This window comes from Janthinobacterium sp. JF4 (assembly GCF_059617925.1).
The window spans coordinates 19,250-37,721 of sequence record NZ_JCAQAV010000026.1; the positions used below are offsets into that span (position 1 = coordinate 19,250).

At 63.7% G+C, this 18,472-nt stretch carries 15 protein-coding genes; all 15 read left to right on the forward strand.

Annotation, left to right across the window (positions count from 1 at the left end):
* The first annotated feature begins 102 nt into the window (after positions 1-102).
* The gene (odhB, locus tag AC54AF_RS18295) at positions 103-1,359 is read left to right on the forward strand and encodes a 2-oxoglutarate dehydrogenase complex dihydrolipoyllysine-residue succinyltransferase (RefSeq protein WP_496637674.1); all 1,257 of its coding nucleotides are present in this window, start codon (positions 103-105) and stop codon (positions 1,357-1,359) included.
* Between the two features lie 94 nt (positions 1,360-1,453).
* Entirely contained in the window at positions 1,454-1,825 is a 372-nt protein-coding gene (locus tag AC54AF_RS18300) for a PspC domain-containing protein (RefSeq protein WP_496637675.1), read from the forward strand.
* Complete coding sequence (gene lpdA, locus AC54AF_RS18305) at positions 1,815-3,245, forward strand: dihydrolipoyl dehydrogenase (protein ID WP_496637676.1); 1,431 nt, start codon at positions 1,815-1,817, stop codon at positions 3,243-3,245. Before AC54AF_RS18300 ends, lpdA begins: the two co-directional genes overlap by 11 nt.
* A gap of 70 nt (positions 3,246-3,315) precedes the next feature.
* Complete coding sequence (gene zapE, locus AC54AF_RS18310; RefSeq protein WP_035820745.1) at positions 3,316-4,413, forward strand: cell division protein ZapE; 1,098 nt, start codon at positions 3,316-3,318, stop codon at positions 4,411-4,413.
* Between the two features lie 16 nt (positions 4,414-4,429).
* Positions 4,430-5,152, forward strand: coding sequence for a hypothetical protein (locus AC54AF_RS18315; RefSeq protein WP_496637677.1), 723 nt, complete (start codon positions 4,430-4,432; stop codon positions 5,150-5,152).
* A 137-nt stretch (positions 5,153-5,289) separates the two neighbouring features.
* Positions 5,290-5,490, forward strand: coding sequence for a YdcH family protein (locus tag AC54AF_RS18320; RefSeq protein ID WP_034752051.1), 201 nt, complete (start codon positions 5,290-5,292; stop codon positions 5,488-5,490).
* Between the two features lie 43 nt (positions 5,491-5,533).
* Positions 5,534-7,576: a DNA repair helicase YoaA gene (yoaA, locus tag AC54AF_RS18325; protein WP_496637678.1), complete on the forward strand. Its 2,043-nt coding sequence runs from the start codon at positions 5,534-5,536 to the stop codon at positions 7,574-7,576.
* Between the two features lie 283 nt (positions 7,577-7,859).
* A complete protein-coding gene (locus AC54AF_RS18330; RefSeq protein WP_131688192.1) occupies positions 7,860-8,465 on the forward strand; it encodes a TIR domain-containing protein in 606 nt (201 codons plus the stop codon).
* A gap of 19 nt (positions 8,466-8,484) precedes the next feature.
* The gene (locus AC54AF_RS18335; RefSeq protein ID WP_496637679.1) at positions 8,485-10,926 is read left to right on the forward strand and encodes a tetratricopeptide repeat protein; all 2,442 of its coding nucleotides are present in this window, start codon (positions 8,485-8,487) and stop codon (positions 10,924-10,926) included.
* 94 nt (positions 10,927-11,020) lie between these two features.
* A complete protein-coding gene (gene surE, locus AC54AF_RS18340; RefSeq protein WP_131688190.1) occupies positions 11,021-11,758 on the forward strand; it encodes a 5'/3'-nucleotidase SurE in 738 nt (245 codons plus the stop codon).
* Between the two features lie 9 nt (positions 11,759-11,767).
* The gene (locus AC54AF_RS18345) at positions 11,768-12,658 is read left to right on the forward strand and encodes a protein-L-isoaspartate(D-aspartate) O-methyltransferase (RefSeq protein WP_496637680.1); all 891 of its coding nucleotides are present in this window, start codon (positions 11,768-11,770) and stop codon (positions 12,656-12,658) included.
* 42 nt (positions 12,659-12,700) lie between these two features.
* Positions 12,701-13,618 (forward strand): peptidoglycan DD-metalloendopeptidase family protein, encoded by a 918-nt coding sequence (locus tag AC54AF_RS18350; RefSeq protein WP_496637710.1) that lies wholly within the window; start codon positions 12,701-12,703, stop codon positions 13,616-13,618.
* 8 nt (positions 13,619-13,626) lie between these two features.
* The gene (rpoS, locus tag AC54AF_RS18355; protein ID WP_496637681.1) at positions 13,627-14,658 is read left to right on the forward strand and encodes an RNA polymerase sigma factor RpoS; all 1,032 of its coding nucleotides are present in this window, start codon (positions 13,627-13,629) and stop codon (positions 14,656-14,658) included.
* Between the two features lie 147 nt (positions 14,659-14,805).
* The gene (gene rlmD / locus AC54AF_RS18360) at positions 14,806-16,149 is read left to right on the forward strand and encodes a 23S rRNA (uracil(1939)-C(5))-methyltransferase RlmD (protein ID WP_496637682.1); all 1,344 of its coding nucleotides are present in this window, start codon (positions 14,806-14,808) and stop codon (positions 16,147-16,149) included.
* Positions 16,150-16,510: 361 nt separating this feature from the next.
* A complete protein-coding gene (locus AC54AF_RS18365) occupies positions 16,511-18,460 on the forward strand; it encodes a glycosyl hydrolase family 18 protein (RefSeq protein ID WP_496637683.1) in 1,950 nt (649 codons plus the stop codon).
* Positions 18,461-18,472: the final 12 nt, after the last annotated feature.

The window sequence follows — 18,472 nt, forward strand, 5'->3', positions numbered from 1 at the left end:
GCGCCATGTGTATGCATGGCGCCTGCTCGCATACATCATGACGGAGCGCCGCGCTTGCTACGCAGGGGCGGCGCCGCAATAACAAAATAAACGGAGTTTTACATGGCACAAATCGAAGTCAAAGTTCCCCAGTTGTCGGAATCGGTTGCAGAAGCGACCCTGCTGGCATGGCACAAGAAAGTCGGCGAACCAGTGGCGCGCGACGAAAACATGATCGATATCGAAACCGATAAAGTGGTGCTGGAACTGCCGGCGCCCGCCGCCGGCGTGATCGTGCAAATCATCAAGGATAACGGCGCCACCGTCGTTGCCGGCGAAGTCATCGCCATCATCGACACCGACGGTTCGGCCAAGGTCAGCCCGATGGAAGTGTCGGCCGTTGCCGCGCCAGCCCTGGCTGCCGCCGCGCAAGACACCGCAAACGCGTCGGCGCCAGCCGCTGCGACCAAAGGCGATGTCGCCATGCCTGCCGCTGCCAAGATCCTGTCCGAAAAAGGCCTGTCCGCTGGCGACGTCGCCGGTTCCGGCAAAGACGGCCGCGTGACCAAGGGCGACGCCCTGGCCGCTTCCGCCAAGCCAGCTGTCGCGCCACTGGCGCCAGCCGCTGCCAAGCCAGCGCTGCAACAAGTTGCCACGCCTTCGGCCGCCAGCCTGGGCGATCGCCCTGAAGAGCGCGTGCCGATGAGCCGCCTGCGCGCGCGTATCGCCGAGCGCCTGCTGCAATCGCAATCGACGAACGCCATCCTGACCACGTTCAATGAAGTGAACATGCAGCCGGTCATCGACCTGCGCAACAAGTACAAGGACAAGTTCGAGAAAGAGCACGGCGTCAAGCTGGGCTTCATGTCCTTCTTCGTCAAGGCCGCCGTCGCCGCCCTGAAAAAGTACCCGATCATCAATGCCTCCGTTGACGGCAACGACATCGTCTACCACGGCTACTTCGACATCGGCATCGCTGTCGGTTCGCCGCGCGGCCTGGTCGTGCCTATCATCCGCAACGCGGACCAGCTGTCGATCGCCGACATCGAGAAAAAAATCGGTGAATTCGGCGCCAAAGCCAAGGAAGGCAAGCTGACCCTGGACGACCTGACGGGCGGTACGTTCTCGATCTCGAACGGCGGCACCTTCGGCTCCATGCTGTCGACCCCGATCATCAACCCGCCACAATCGGCCATCCTGGGCGTGCATGCGACCAAGGACCGCGCCGTTGTCGAAAACGGCCAGATCGTGGTGCGTCCGATGAACTACCTGGCCATGTCCTACGACCACCGCATCATCGACGGCCGCGAAGCCGTGCTGGGCCTGGTGGCGATGAAGGAAGCGCTGGAAGATCCTGCACGCCTGCTGCTGGACCTGTAAGCACCGTAGTCCCCCGGCGTCGCCGCCGGGGCAATGTAGCTGATACCCCTTGCCAGAAGACGCAGCTGGCTGATCTCAATGAAAGAGGATTCCCATGAACGTCTCTGAAGAAATCAAGCGTCTGCACGAGTTGCACCTGGCGGGCGCCCTGAGCGAGGCGGAGTTCGCGCAAGCGAAAGCCAAGCTCCTGAGCAATATCAACCTGGACAAATCGGACAGTCCATCCGACTCCGGCCCGGCGAATGACCTGGTGCAGGAATTCAGCCGCCTGCGCCGTTCGCGCAGCGACCGCTGGCTCGGTGGCGTCTGCGGCGGCCTGGGCCGCGCTTCCGGCATGGAAGCGTGGATCTGGCGCCTCGTCTTCGTCCTGTTTACATTGACCTTCGGCTTCGGCGTGGTGATTTACCTTCTATTGTGGATTTTCGTACCAGACGAAGAGATTGGAATAACAAAACATGAGTACTAAACAATTTGACGTAGTTGTCATCGGTGCGGGCCCTGGCGGCTACATCGCCGCCATCCGCGCAGCGCAGCTGGGCTTTTCCGTCGCCTGCGTCGACGAGTGGTCGAACGCCAAGGGCGGCGCCGCGCCTGGCGGTACCTGCACCAACGTCGGCTGCATCCCGTCGAAGGCGCTGCTGCAATCGTCCGAGCATTTCGAACACGCGGGCCACAGCTTCGCCGAGCACGGCATCGACGTCGCCGGCCTGAAGCTGAACCTGGGCCAGATGCTCAAGCGCAAAGACACCGTCGTCAAGCAAAACAACGACGGCATCCTGTACCTGTTCAAGAAGAACAAGATCGCCTTCTTCCACGGCCGCGCCGCTTTCGCTGCCGCCGCCGCTGGCACGTATGACATCAGCGTGACGGGCGCAGCCAACGAAACCTTGACGGCCAAGCACGTGGTCATCGCCACGGGTTCGAACGCGCGCGAACTGCCGGGCGCACCATTCGACGAGAAACTGATCCTGTCGAACACGGGCGCACTGGCCATCGACGCCGTACCCGCCAAGCTGGGCGTCATCGGCGCCGGCGTGATCGGCCTGGAAATGGGCAGCGTCTGGCGCCGCCTGGGTTCCGACGTCACCGTGCTGGAAGGCTTGCCGGTCTTCCTGGGCGCCGTTGATGAGCAGATCGCCAAGGAAGCGTCGAAGCTGTTTACCAAGCAAGGCTTGAAGATCAACCTCGGTTGCAAGATCGGCGCGATCACGCCAGGCAAGAAAGACGTCACCGTGGAATTCGTGGACGCCAAGGGCGAAGCGCAAAAAGCCGTGTTCGACAAACTGATCATTTCGATCGGCCGCACGCCGAACACGAATGGCCTGGGTGCTGACAAGGTCGGCCTGCAGCTGGACGAGCGCGGCTTCATCGCCGTCGACGGCGACTGCAAGACCAACCTGCCGAACGTCTGGGCGGTGGGCGACGTCGTGCGCGGCCCGATGCTGGCGCACAAGGCGGAAGAAGAAGGCGTTGCCGTGGCCGAGCGTATCGCCGGCCAGCACGGCCACACCAACTTCAACACGATTCCGTGGGTGATCTACACCTCGCCGGAAATCGCGTGGGTCGGCAAGACCGAGCAAACCCTGAAGGCCGAAGGCATCGCCTACAAGGCCGGCACCTTCCCGTTCCTGGCCAACGGCCGTGCACGCGCGCTGGGCGACACCTCGGGCATGGTGAAATTCCTGGCCGATGCGACGACCGATGAAATCCTCGGCGTGCACATCGTCGGCCCGATGGCGTCCGAACTGATTTCCGAAGCCGTCGTGGCGATGGAATTCAAGGCCTCGGCCGAAGACATCGCGCGCATCTGCCACGCTCACCCATCCCTGTCGGAAGCGACCAAGGAAGCGGCTCTGGCGGTTGACAAGCGCACGTTGAACTTTTAATTGTAGTTAGTCCTGCAGGGGCGCTCGCGGATTTTTTCCGCCGGCGCCCTTGTGCGTTAAAGCGAATCCCATGAACGTAGAAGAGTTTTACCAGCACGCGCTGCAGAAGCGTGATTTCAAGGCCGATGCCGCCCAGCGGCGCGCGGTCGACCGCCTGCAGTTGTGCTATGACGAGTGGGTGGCCTACAAGGGCCAGCGCTCGAGCACCTTCAAGCGCCTGCTGAACCGTCCTGCCGTGCCGAAAGGCGTGTACATGTGGGGCGGGGTGGGGCGCGGCAAATCGTTCCTGATGGACAGTTTTTACTCGGTCGTGCCCCTCGTGCGCAAGACGCGATTGCACTTCCACGAATTCATGCGCGGCGTGCACCAGCAGCTCGATGAATTGAAAGGCGTGGCTGACCCGCTCGACGAAGTGGCCAAGCGCATCGCCAAGAAATACCGCCTCATCTGTTTCGATGAATTCCACGTCTCCGACATCGCCGACGCGATGATCCTGTACAACCTGCTGTCGGCCCTGTTCGCCAATGGCGTGTCCTTCATCATGACCTCGAATTACGATCCGGACCTGCTGTACCCGGACGGCCTGCACCGCGACCGCATGCTGCCGACCATCGCGCTGCTCAAGGACAAGCTCGACGTGATGAACGTCGATGCGGGCGTCGATTACCGCGGCCGCGCGCTGGAGCAGGTGGAAAGCTACTATACCCCGCTGGGCGCGGATACCGACAAGGCCTTGCGCGACGCTTACACGCGCATCGCCGAGACGGCCGACGAAGACGCGCGCATCCGCATCGAGAGCCGCGAAATCCATTGCCTGCGCCGCGCCGGCGGCATCATCTGGTTCGATTTCGCCACCTTGTGCGGCGGTCCCCGCTCGCAAAATGATTACCTGGAAATCGCCAGCCGCTTCCATACGGTGATATTGTCCGGGATACCGGCCATGTCGGCGGCGCAGTCGTCCGAGGCGCGCCGCTTTACCTGGCTGATCGACGTGTTTTATGACCAGAAGGTCAAGCTGATCATGTCGGCCGAAGTGGCGCCTGATGAGCTGTACACGAACGGCATGCTGGCCAACGAGTTTCACCGCACCGTTTCGCGTATCATCGAGATGCAATCGCGCGAATACATGGAAAAAGAACAGCGCGGCGCGGCCGACGCGATCGTTTGAGGCAGGGATAAGGAACATGATGGCAAATATACTATACAAGCTGGGCGCGGCGCTGGGCCTGGCCCTGGCGTTGTCCGCCTGCGCGCACCAGGGCGCTCCGGCATTGGATGAGGTCGGCGCGCCGCAGGTGCCCGCCACCTTGTCGGTGGAAGAGGCGGACGCCAAGCTGAAGCAGTCGGCCAGCGAGCGCGCGGCGGCTGAAAGCGAGTTTGTTGCGCGCGAACTGGAGTGCTACGACAAGTTTTTCGTGAATAGCTGCCTGGACCAGGCCAAGGAAAAGCGCCGCCTGATCCTCGTGCGCCTGCGCGCCGTCGACGCGGAAGCGAACTACTTCAAGCGGGCCGAGTCCGTGCGCCTGCGCGATATCGACCTGGCCCGGACGCAGGAAAGTGCGCGCCTGGACGCCGAGCAGCGTGCCGCCGCCGTGCCCAAGCCCGTGAAAGTGGTCACGCCCGAGCCGGCGCCACCGAAACCGCAAGGCAAGAGCGTTGCCGAACGCGAGGCCGAGCAAGCGGCGAAGGTGGCCAAGCAGGCCGCCGCCGATGCGGCCGACGCGCCGCGCCGCGCGGCCCGTGAGGCTGCCTATGCGCGCAAGCAGGCTGATGCCGTGGCGCGCCAGAAACGGGTGGCGCAACGTCTGGCCGAGCGCCAGGCCGAAGCGCAGGCCAAGGCGGCCAAGGCGGCGGCCGCCGCTGCCGGCACGCCGGCCGTTGCCGTGCCTGTACCACCGGTCAAATAACCGCGCCGCGCAGGGGCAGACCGGAAATGGCGTGCCCTAAGGCGCGCGGCAGGTTAAACTACGCACTACGGCTGCCTGCGTACGCTGCGCGCGCCGGTTTCCCAACACTGTTACCAACACTGCCTGGAACGCAACACATGAGCGATGCACAGCAAATAGAGCGGCGCCTGATTGAACTCAACGTGGAACACCGCGATCTCGATGCCGTCATCGAGTTGCTGATACTCGATGGCCACCATGACGAGCTGCAACTGCGCCGCCTGAAAAAGCGCAAATTGCAATTGAAGGATCACATCACCTTGCTGAAAATGCAGTTGGTGCCCGACGTTCCCGCCTGAGGGGCGCCAGTAGCGTCCAGTCCAGCCTTCACCTAAGTATATTTTGACCGATCACAATTTATTGCCAGTAAACCCAGATGGCCAGCCTGCCGATCTGCCTGCCGAACCGCAGGCGGCGCCTGGCAAGCACGATGCCGACATCGAGCGCCTGTTCGGCGCCGGCGGCCCGCTCGGTCCGGCCGTGGGCAGCTACAAGCCGCGCCGTTCGCAAACGGAAATGGCGAAAGCCATCGCCAGCGCCATCGACAGCCAGACGACCCTGATCGCCGAGGCGGGCACGGGTACCGGCAAGACCTTTGCTTACCTGGTGCCGGCCCTGATGTGGGGTGGCAAGACCATTGTTTCCACCGGCACGAAGAACTTGCAGGATCAATTGTTCCTGCGCGACATACCCACCGTGCGCGCCGCGCTGCAGGCGCCCGTTTCCGTCGCCTTGCTCAAAGGCCGCTCGAACTATGTCTGCCATTATCACCTGGAACGCACCCTGCAGAACGGCCGCATGACGTCGCGTGACGACGTGGGCCATCTGCGGGAAATCTCGCGCTTCATCAAGATGACCAGCTCGGGTGACAAGGCGGAATTGGCCAAGGTGCCGGAAAACGCCATGATCTGGAACCTGGTGACGTCCACGCGCGACACCTGCATGGGCGCCGAGTGCCAGTATTACCAGGATTGCTTCGTCATGAAGGCCCGCAAGGAAGCCCAGCAGGCCGACGTGGTGGTGGTCAACCACCATCTGTTCTTTGCCGACGTGGCCCTGAAGGACACGGGCGTGGCGGAATTGCTGCCATCTGCCAACACCATCATCTTCGATGAGGCGCACCAGCTGCCCGATACGGCGACCTTGTTCTTTGGTAACACGGTGTCGACCTCGCAAATCCTGGAACTGTGCCGCGACGTGCTGGCCGAGGGCCTGGCGCACGCGCGCGGCATCGACTGGGCCAAGACCGTCACGGTGGTGGAAAAGGCGGCGCGCGACCTGCGTTTGACCTTCCCGCAGGATATCGTGCGCCTGTCCCTGCCGCAGATCGCCCCGTCGAGCGACTTTTTCCCTGCGCTCGACACGCTCAAGGATGAGCTCGACGGCATGGTCGCCGTGCTGGAAACCCAGGCGGAACGGGCGGAAACGCTGGAGCAGTGCCGCGTGCGCGGCGTCGAACTGGCGCAGCAGCTGAGCGGCTGGAAGTTCGATCCGAAAGCCAAAGTGGCGGCCGGCGAAGAAGCCGTGTTCTGGGTGGAAGCGTTTTCCAGCTCCTTGCAGCTGCATAAAACGCCATTGTCGATCGCACCGATCTTCAACAACCAGCGCGAAGGCACGCCGCGCAGCTGGATTTTCACGTCCGCCACCCTGGCCGTGAAGAACGATTTCAAGCATTTTTCCGAACAGATGGGCTTGACGGGCGAACCGTCGCACACCTGGCCGAGTCCGTTCGACTACGGCCAGCAGGGCTTGCTGTTCGTGCCGCAAAACCTGCCGCAGCCGAACTCGCTTGGCTACACGGACGCCGTCATCGACTGCGCCCTGCCCATCATCGAGGCGGCGGGCGGGCGCACCTTCTTCCTGTGCACCACCTTGCGAGCCGTCAAGCGGGCCGCCGAGCGCCTGGCCGACGAATTCAAGCAGCGCGGTCTGAACTTCCCCCTGTTCGTGCAGGGAGAAAAGGGCCGCACGGAATTGCTGGACCAGTTCCGCGCGGCCGGCAATGGCGTGCTGATCGGCAGCCAGAGCTTCTGGGAAGGCGTCGACGTGCGCGGCGATGCGCTGTCCCTCGTCATCATCGACAAGCTGCCGTTCGCGCCGCCCGACGATCCCGTGCTGGCGGCGCGCATCGAAGTGATGGAAAAGCAGGGCAAGAATGGTTTCATGCACCACTCGCTGCCGGAAGCCATCATCAACCTGAAGCAGGGCGCGGGCCGGCTGATCCGCGACGAGGGCGACCGGGGCGTGCTGATGATCTGCGATCCGCGCCTCATCTCCAAGCCGTACGGCAAGCGCATCTGGCAAAGCCTGCCGCCGTTCAAGCGCACGCGCGATACGGCCGAAGTGGTGGAGTTCTTCCGCAACCTGCCCGCCAAGGGCGCTTAAGTCCTCGCTTGAGTCCTGCTGGCCGGCGCCATCCGCGCGCCGGCGTATTTCCCTTTGTTATCAAGCCCATGGCGTTTTTTGCATGCCGCCTGCCTGCGCGCCTGGCATGCCAGAAAGCGGCATGAACGCGCCATTTTCTGGCATTGTGACGCATGTCCAGGACGCCGGACACATCTTTGCGCCAGCGCAAACAGGGCTGTTGCCGAGCGGTCTACAGTGAGCTCATGCCTTGCAGGATCAAGGCGCGGCGACGGCAGGGCCGCACGGGGAACAGGGGGAGGCCATGGAGATCCGCTACGGCTGTTTCTTGAGCTACGCGCACGGCCAATATGCGTTCATGAACAAGTTCAAGGATGATCTCATCGAGGCGCTGGCGTGCTATCTGGAGCCGCACCTCGACCGCGAGGAAGTGCTGTTCATCGACAGCGAGCAGCTGGGCGGCGGCGACGACATCGACCTGCGCGTGGCGCGCGCCATGTGCCAGAGCGTCTGCATGATCGTGCTGTACACGCCCAAATACGAGGCGCACGGCTATACGCGGCGCGAATTTGCCGCCATGCAGCTGATCGAACAGGAGCGGCGCGCCTGGTATGCGCTGCCCAGCCACCTGATCATCCCCATCATCATGACGCGCCATCCGGACGGCTTGCCGCCGCAAATCACGGAGTCGGGACTGTACGTCGACTTCTCCGGCTACACCCTGGCCAGCGGTGACCTGAAATCGAATCCGCAATACCTGCCCGACATCGAACGCATCGTGCAGCGCATCGCCACGCATTACCACTTGCTCAGGCGTTCAACACCGCCCGGCCACGATTGCAGCCGTTTCGTGTTGCCCGCTATCCCGCCGGAATGGCGCGCCATTCCGCCTCCCCACTTTCCGCGTTAATCACGTAAGAGGTCCTGTCATGGAATGCCAACGCCTCTCCCTGCCGCCTTTGAGCGCCCCTGGCGAAGTCGTCACCTTCTACTCCTACAAGGGCGGCACCGGCCGCAGCATGGCCCTGTCGAACATCGCCGTCCTGCTGGCGCGCCGCGAAAACGCCAGCGTGCCCGTGCTGATGCTGGACTGGGACATGGAAGCGCCGGGCCTGCACCATTATTTCGAGCAGCACGAGGAGCGGCCGGGCGTGCTCGAGTTTTTCGAGGCATGCCGCCAGCAGCTCGAGCGCATCAGCCTGGAAACGGCGGGTGGGCGCGAGGATGCGGCGCTGGCCCAGCGCGTGCTCGATGCCATCGACTGGCAGCAATATGTGGTGCGCGTCGACCAGGGCAGCCCGCTGTACCTGATGCGCGCCGGACGCTTCGACGCCAGCTACAGCGAGCGCCTGGCGCAGATGCGCTGGGACCAGTTGTTCGACAGCTGCCCGGCCCTGTTCCGCTGCTTTGCCGACACCCTGGCACAGCACTTCCGCTATGTGCTGGTCGATTCGCGCACGGGACGCACGGACAGCGCCGGCATCTGCACCACCTTGCTGCCGAAAAAACTGGTGGTGGTCTTCACGCCGAACCGGCAAAGCCTGGAAGGCGTCGATGCGCTCGTCACGCGGGCCATCGAATACCGCCGCAGCCATGAAGACGAACAGCGCCCGCTGCTCGTGTACCCATTGCCCTCGCGGATAGAAATGGGCGATGGCGCGCAGCGCGCCGAGTGGCGCCGCGGCGATGCGCACAAGGGCATCGCCGGCTTCCAGCCCATGTTCGAGCGCCTGCTGCGCACTTCCTACGGTTTGCCGCAGATCGCCCTGGACAGCTATTTCGACGAAGTCCAGCTGCAGCAGACGAAAACCTTTGCGTATGGCGAGCAGCTGGCCGTGCGTATCGACCAGGGGGGCGACCGCTTTTCCCTCACGCGCACCTTCGAAGCCTTTTTGCACTGGCTGACGGGCGGCTACTTCCCCTGGCAATCGAGCCGTGAAATCGCCTTGCTGGGCGCCATCAGCGAAGCGCGCCAGGCCTTGCTGGCCGAACCTGGGCGTGCCGTGGCACTGCCGCTGGCGCGCGATCTGGCCCGTCTGGGCGAGCTGTACCGCAAGGATGGCCGCAGCGCGCAGGCGCTCGAGGCCTTCCGCCAGAGTGTCGAGATCCGCGTGCGCCTGCTGGGCGAGGAGCATCCCGACAGCCTGGCGTGCAAGAGCGGCATGGCGCGCCTGCTGCGCCAGCTGGGCAAGCTCGAGGAAGCCCGCTTCCTGGAAGAAGACGTGCTCGACGTGCGCGAGCGCGTGCTGGGCGGCGAACATCCCGACACGCTGGCTGCGCGGGCCTGCCTGGCGAAAACCCTGTTGCTGCAGGGGGAGCTGGCGGCGGCGCTGCTGCTGCAAGATGCGGTGCTGGCAAGCTACGCGCGCCAGCTGGGCGGCGAGCATCCGCTGACCCTGGAAGCGATGGATGGCCGCGCCGCCACCTTGCTGCGCATGGGCCGGCTGGCGCAGGCGCAGCAAGTGCTGGCCACGGTGGTGGGGGCGCGCGAGCGCCTGTTCGGCGCCGAGCATGGCGATACCTTGCGCAGCAAGCTGGCCCTGGCGCAGGCGCTGGGGCGCGAAGGCGACCTGGAAGGCGCGCGGCGCCTGCTCGTTGCCGTGCTGCAGGCGCAGGAGCGGCGCCTGGGCAGCGACCATGCGGCGACCCTGGCCACGCGCGACTTGCTGGCGGACATCGTGGCGGGGCAGGGCGACTGGGCCGGCGCACGCCAGCTGCATGAAGACCAGGTGGCGGCGCGTGAGCGCACGCGCGGGCTCAACCATCCGGAAACCCTGATGAGCCAGCGCAAGCTGGCCGAGGCGCTGCTGCGGCGCGGTGAACTTGATGCGGCGCGCAGCGTCCAGGAGCAGGTGCTGGAAGTGCATGCGCGCCTGCTGGGCGAAGACCACCTCGATACCTTGCACAGCAAGACGCAATTGGCCGGCACCTTGCAGCAGCAGGGCGACAGCGAGGCGGCGCGCCTGCTGGAAGACGCCGTGCTCAGCGGCAGCGACCGGCTCTTGAACGCCCCCGTCACGGGGCATGCGGACAGCGTGCTGGACGGCGCGCGGCATTTGCAGGAAACCATCCTGGCCGGCCGCGCCAACGGGCACGAAGGGGCCGAGCCGGACACCCTGGCCAGCATGATCTTGATGTTGCAAGGCATGATAGAGCGCGAACAGTATGCGCAGGCGGGCGAACTGGCCGAACATTTGAAGTCCTGCCTGCTGCGTCCGGGCGTGCCGGGCAAGCTGCGCAGGCGCGGCATGGCGCAGCTGAAAAGAATGTACAAATTACAAGGAAACCTGAATGCCTTGCTGGCCTTGCAAGAGGATGAAGTGCAGGCGCTGGAAGGGGCGTTGTCGGAGGCGCGCATCGAGCAGCGCTGACGCCGCGCGCCCTGCCAGCGGGACGGTACAAATAATGCTGACTATCGGCGTGCGGTACGCGCAGTGTTGGCATTGCTTCGGGTAAAATCTCGTTATGAGAATTCTTATCAGTAACGACGACGGTTACCTCGCGCCTGGCCTGGCGGCCCTGGCCGACGCGCTCGCACCCATTGCCGAGATCGTCGTGGTGGCGCCCGACAGCAACCGTTCGGGCGCGTCCAATTCGCTGTCGCTGGACCGGCCCTTGTCCGTGCACAAGGCCGCCAACGGCTTTTATTTTGTCAACGGCACGCCCACCGACTGCGTGCATGTGGCGCTGACGGGCATGCTCATCGAGCGCCCCGACCTGGTGGTCTCGGGCATCAACAACGGCCCCAATATGGGCGACGACACCCTGTATTCTGGCACCGTGGCGGCCGCCACGGAAGGCTATCTGTTCGGCATTCCCGCCATCGCCTTTTCCCAGTCGCAGTTCGGCTGGGCCAACCTGGACGCGGCCGCCCGCGTGGCCAGGGAAATCGTCGAGCGCCAGTTTGACGCCCTGCAGAAACCGTATCTGCTGAATGTGAATATCCCCGCCATCCCTTACGAGCAATTGCAAGGCATGGTGGCCACGCGCCTGGGCAAGCGCCATTCGGCCGAGCCCGTGATCCGCGCGCTCGACCCCCGTGGCCGTGAAATCTTCTGGATCGGTCCTGCCGGTGCCGCCAAGGAGGGCGGTCCGGGCACGGACTTCCATGCTGTTGAGCATGGACAAGTATCGATCACGCCGCTGCAGATTGACCTGACCCATACCACCCAACTTGATGCACTGGCAAAAGGCCTGGCATGACCGCTCACCATGACCGATAAGCCGCGCACCTTCCCCCTTTCCCTCGATTCGCTGGCCGGCAAGCCCGCCAGGCAGGGCGGGGGGCAGTCGCTGGCCCAGTCCAGGATCGCCACGCCGCAGACGGCCACGCAGAATGCGGCACAAAACGCGGCGCGCGGCGTGGCCCAGCCATACGGCGCGCACGCGGCCATTGCGCCGTCGCGCGCGCAGGCCATCGCCAATGAGCGGGCGCAGCCGGCGGTGGTGTCGCCACCACGGCAAAACCCGCTCGTCTCGGAGGCCGTGCGCCGGGCCATGGTGGCGCGCATTGCGAAACAGGGCGTCAAGGATCCGGTGGTGCTCGATGCCATGCAAGCCGTGCCGCGCCACATGTTCATGGACGAGGCGCTGGCGTCGCAGGCGTATATCGACGCCTCCTTGCCCATCGGCCACCACCAGACCATTTCGCAGCCGTACATCGTGGCGCGCATGATCGAAGTGATGCGCCAGGGCGGCAACCTGCAGCGCGTGCTGGAAATCGGCACGGGCTGCGGCTACCAGGCGGCAGTGCTGTCGCTGGTGGCGAAAGAGGTGTATTCGATCGAGCGCATCCGGCCCTTGCACGAGCTGGCGAAGGCCAATCTGCGCCCGCTGCGCGTGTCAAATCTGCGCTTGCAGTACGGAGATGGTATGCTTGGCCTGCCGCAGGCGGCGCCCTTCGACGGGATCATTCTTGCCGCAGCCGGCCTGGAAGTCCCGCAAGCCCTGCTGGAACAGCTGGCGCCCGGCGGGCGTCTGGTTGCGCCGGTGGGGGCTAAATTGCAACACTTACAACTCATTACCCGGGTGGGGAAAATGGAATGGACAAGCCAAACCCTGGAAGATTGCCATTTCGTACCTTTGCGCCCGGGCATCATATGATCCCCGGATCAGCTAGCAAGCAGGACATACAATTACATGCGAATGATTAAGAAAAGTAACATACTTCTATGTAGCATCACCTTGGCCGCACTGTTGAGCGGTTGCGGCACGACGGGCGTCCAGGCGCCCGTCGTGGAGCGCCATCCATCGAGCAGCAGCGCCGCCGCCAGCGACCCGCGCGACCGCGACCCGGCCTATTACACGGTCAAGCGCGGCGACACGCTGTTGCGCATCGCCCTCGAACACGGCCAGAATTACCGTGACCTGGTGGCCTGGAATGATTTGAGCAACCCGAACGACATCAAGGTCGACCAGGTGCTGCGCGTGTTGCCGCCGAATGGCGACACGGGCGGTGCGCAAACGTCGGCCATCGTCATGCCGCCGGTGACGGAAGTCAAGCCGGCCGCACCGGTCGTGCCGAAGAAGACCGGCCCGCGCGGCGAGAAGCGCGCGTATTCCGACGCCACCCTGGCCGAATTGCGCGCCGATGGCGGCAGCGGCGACGCCAAGCCTGCGCCGGTACCGGCAGCCGCCGTCGCCGCCGCACCGGCCGCCGCTGCGGCAGTCCCTGCGGCATCGGCGCCCGGCGACGAGAAGATCAGCTGGATGTGGCCTTCAGAAGGCAAGGTCATCGGCACTTTCGACGAAGGCAAGAACAAGGGCGTCGATATCGCCGGCAAGGTAGGCCAGCAAGTGGTGGCCGCCGGCGCGGGAAAAGTCATGTATGCCGGGAGCGGAATCCGTGGTTATGGTAATCTTGTTATCGTGAAGCACAGTAATAGCCTGTTGTCGGCGTATGCGCATAACCGCAGCATTCTGGTGAAGGAAGGGCAGAACGTCAACAGAGGCCAGGCCATCGCCGAAATGGGCGATTCCGATGCCGACCGCGTGAAGCTGCACTTTGAAATCCGCCAGCAGGGCAAGCCTGTCGATCCTTCGAAATTCCTGCCTAACCGTTAGGTAAAGCAATGACACACGCGCCGCACGACCAACTGGACGATGACCCGGAACTGCCGGAAGACGGGGCAGACGAAGTCGTGACGGACGATGCCGGGGAACTCGACGGCATTGACGCCGTCGACGCGGCCGAGGGCGGCGAGGTGGCCAGCGTCAGCGTGCTGGTCGAAAGTGTCGATGAACTGAAAAAAGTGCTGGCGGCCGAGCTGTCGACCGATACCACGCAGCACTATCTGAACCAGATCGGCACGCGGCCCCTGCTGACGGCGGCGCAAGAGGTGCATTACGCCACCCTCGCCAAGCAGGGCAATTTCGAAGCCCGGCAAACCATGATCGAGCACAACCTGCGCCTGGTCGTGTCGATCGCCAAGCATTACATCAACCGTGGCGTGGTCTTGCTCGACATGATCGAGGAGGGCAACATCGGCCTGATGCGGGCCATCGACAAGTTCGAACCCGAACGCGGTTTCCGCTTTTCCACCTACGCCACCTGGTGGATACGCCAGAGCATCGAGCGCGCCATCATGAACCAGGCGCGCACGGTGCGCCTGCCCGTGCACATGGTGCGCGAACTGAACCAGATTTTGCGCGGCAAATACCACCTGGAAGCCCAGCACCACGATGGCAAGGATGCCACCGCGGAAGACATCGCCCACCTGGTGGGCCGTCCCGTGGAAGAGGTGCAGGATATCCTGGCCCTGTCCGAGCACGCCACTTCGCTCGACGCGCCGCTCGACAACGACCCGCAATCGTCGCTGATGGACATGTTGCCCGGCGCCAGCGAAGACAGCCCCGACGCGCGCGCGGAACACCATGAAATGACGGTGCTGGTGCGCGACTGGCTGACCAAGCTGCCCGACAAGCAGCGCGTCGTGATCATGCGCCGTTTCGGCCTCGACAACGACGATCCGGCCACCCTGGAAACCCTGGCCGAGGAAATGGGCGTGACGCGCGAGCGCGTGCGCCAGATCCAGCAGGAAGCGCTGATTAAATTAAAACGCGCCATGGCAGCTCGCGGCGTGGTGCGCGACTCCCTCTTGTAGCCCGCTGAATCGGCGCAGCTGCGCTGCGGGCTGAAGCTAGTCCGCATCTGCTATCATACGCCCCGCTCGCGGCGCCTGACCTTTCCCCCATTCTTTCAAGTTCCAGCGCGGCCCTGCGTCCTGGCCCACTCTTACCTATTGATCGCTATGCAAGAAAATATCATCGAAATCAAATCGCTCGACATGGACGCCCGTGGCGTTGGCCATATTGAGAACGAAGACGGCTCGCCGGGCAAGGTCGTGTTTGTCGAAGGCGCATTGCCGGGCGAGCGCGTCAGCTTTGTGACGTTCAAGAAAAAGAAGAACTGGGAAATGGCCCGCATGACGGTGCTGCACCGCGAATCCTCGATGCGCGTGACGCCCAAGTGCAAGCATTTCGACAATTGCGGCGGCTGCTCGATGCAGCATCTGGAACCATCGGCGCAGGTGGCGATCAAGCAGCGCGTGCTGGAAGACAATCTGTGGCATATCGGCAAGGTGCGTCCGCAAAACATCATGCGCCCCATGTATGGTCCGACGTGGGGCTACCGCTACCGCGCGCGCCTGTCCGTGCGCCACGTCAAGAAGAAAGACGCCGTGCTGGTGGGTTTCCATGAAAAGAAATCGGCGTTTGTCGCCGACATGGATAGCTGCGAGATCTTGCCGCCGCACATCTCGGCCATGCTGCTGCCGCTGCGCGGGTTGATTGCCTCGCTGTCCATCTTCGACCAGATGCCGCAGATCGAGCTGGCTGTGGGCGAAGACGTCACCGCCATGGTCTTGCGCATCATGGCGCCGTTGACGGCGGATGACGAAACGAAACTGAAAGCCTTTGCCGACGAGTATGGCGTGCAATGGTGGCTGCAAGTCAAGGGGCCGGAAACGGCCGTGCCGTTCTATCCGCTGGACAAGCAATTGCACTACCTGCTGCCGGAATTCGGCGTCAAGATGCCGTTCAAGCCCGTCGACTTCACGCAGGTGAACCACCACATCAACCGCGTGCTGGTGTCGAAAGCCCTGCGCCTGCTGGAAGTGCAGCCGACCGACCGCGTGGCCGACCTGTTCTGTGGCCTGGGCAATTTTACCTTGCCGCTGGCCACGCAGGGCAGCGAAGTGGTCGGTATCGAAGGCAGCACCACCCTGACGGAGCGGGCGCTGGAAAACGCGCTGGCCAATGGCCTGGCGGAAAAAACCTCATTCTCGACGCGCAACCTGTTCGAAGTGACGACGGACGACCTGATCGCGCTGGGCAAGTTCGACCGTATCCTCGTCGACCCGCCGCGCGATGGCGCCATGGCCCTGTGCCAGGCGCTGGTCGGTCTGTCGCAAGTGCGTCCGGACCTGCTGCCGAAACGCATCGTGTACGTCTCGTGCAGCCCGTCGACCCTGGCGCGCGACGCCGGCATCCTGGCGCTGGAAGCCGGTTATGTGCTGAGCAAGGCGGGCGTGGTGAACATGTTCCCGCATACTTCCCACGTGGAGTCGATGGCGGTCTTTGATTTGCCTCAATAAATAGTGCAGCGCGGCGGGTGGCCAGGCAGGCGCCCGCCGCTGCCGCGTTCAGCGGCGCAACGAGCTCCCCCAATACCACTTACAGCGTGTCATAAAACTGGTCTGTATTTTCCAGGTCCAGCGTCGTTTTTCTTCCTCCCTCTGCCGTTTTTTCATTGTCCAGTAGGACAACACGCCGTCTGCATGGGCCGCTGTGCTTTTTTCGCGAAGTGGTATTGCCCACTTTGATGCCACTTTAAAACCACTTGACCGCCTATTTTTTCAGCAGCATGCTGTTCTTGCAACTGCAAAAAATAACATCACAGGGTAGCTTTTTCATTGAAGCAGCGTGGTATTTCCGCAAACCTGAACAGGAGACAACGTGGAAAATTTAATACTCAAGAAAACGATCAGGAACATGATGGTATGTCTGGCCAGCGGTGGCGTGCTGGCGGCATGCGGTGGTGGCGGCGGCGACGCCGGCGCGCCGGCTGGGTCGCAATTGCTGGCGGCCAGCACGGTGGTCGCCTGCGTGCCGTGGCAAGAGGGTGGCACGTATAACGCGGGCACGGTGGTCACTTACCTGGGCGCCAATTACACGGCCCTGGTGACGCAGACCGATCACGTGGGCTCGGGTTGGAATCCCGTTTCCACGCCGAGCCTGTGGAGCGCCGGCGGCACCTGCGACGGCGGCACCACCCCGACGCCGACACCCACCCCGACGCCGACCCCGACGCCCACCCCGACGCCGAATCCAACCCCGACCCCAACGCCCACGCCGACGCCAACGCCAACCGGCGGCACCTGCGCGCTGGCATGGGTGGCCGGCACGGCTTACAGCGCGGGCGCCACCGTCAGCTATGCGGGCACGAACTACCGCGCCAACTACTGGACGCAGGGCGACAATCCGTCGACCAGCAGCGGCGCCGCCGGCACGGGCAAGCCGTGGACCAGCCTGGAGATATGCAGCACCACGCCAACCCCGACACCAACCCCGACACCGACTCCAACCCCGACGCCAACCCCGACACCAACGCCAACGCCAACGCCAACGCCAACGCCAACGGGCCGCGAAGTGGGGTCGTACTTCGCGCAGTGGGGCGTGTATGGCCGAGACTATGAAGTGGCGAACGTGCACACGAGCGGCGTGGCCGACAAGCTGACCTTCATCAACTATGCCTTCGGCAACATCTATCCGAAAAACGGCGGTTACGAATGCGCGATGATCACCAAGACGGAGCCGGGCGCGACGAATCCGAATTCGCCGGATGCGGGCACGGGCGGCGATGCCGAGGCCGACTACATCCGCACGCCGAAGCGCACCGTCGATGGCCAGGCGATTCCTTGGGACGCACCGTTGTCGGGCAACTTCCTGCAGCTGAGAAAGCTGAAGGCGGCGCACCCGAACCTGAAACTGTTCATCTCGCTGGGCGGCTGGAGCTGGTCGAAGAACTTCTCCGTCGGATCGGCCACCGATGCGCTGCGCAAGCAGATGGTGCGTTCCTGCATCGATATCTACATCAAGGGCAACTTGCCGGTGCAGGGCGGGCGCGGTGGCGTGGGCGCGGCGGCCAACATCTTTGACGGCATCGACATCGACTGGGAATACCCGGTCGGCGGCGGCCAGCCGTACAACACGGTCAGTCCCAACGACAAGCGCAACTTCACCTTGCTGATGGCGGAATTCCGCAGCCAACTCGATGCGCTGGGCGCGGCCAACGGCAAACGCTACCTGCTGACGGCCGCTGTCGGTGCCGGCAAGGACAAGATCGACAACACGGAACCGGCCCTGTACTCGCAGTACATGGATTGGATCAACCTGATGACCTACGACTTCCACGGCGGCTGGGAAACGAGCACCAACTTCAACGCCCAGCTGTTTGCCGATCCTGCCGATCCGTCGACGGGCATGGCGCGCGAATACGTGGGCGACAAGGCGGTGCAGTACATGATTGCCGCCGGCGTGCCGCGCGACAAGCTTCTGCTGGGCATACCGTTCTATGGCCGCGGCTGGACCGGCGTGGCGCCAGGGCCGAATGGCGATGGCCTGTACCAGGCGGCCACGGGCACGGCGCCAGGCACCTACGAGTCGGGCATCGAGGACTATAAAATCCTCGTCGCCAAGGCTGGCACGCGCTACTACCATCCCGTGACCAAGCAGCTGTACCTGTACACGGGCGCGGGCGGCCAGTGGTGGAGCTATGACGACCCGACCGTCATCGGCACCAAGGTCAAGTACGTGAAAGACCAGGGCTTGCGCGGCGCGTTCTCGTGGGAACTCGATGGCGATGCGAATGGCGTGCTGGCGACCGAGGTGTGGAAAGTGCGGTAATACTGGGCCAGA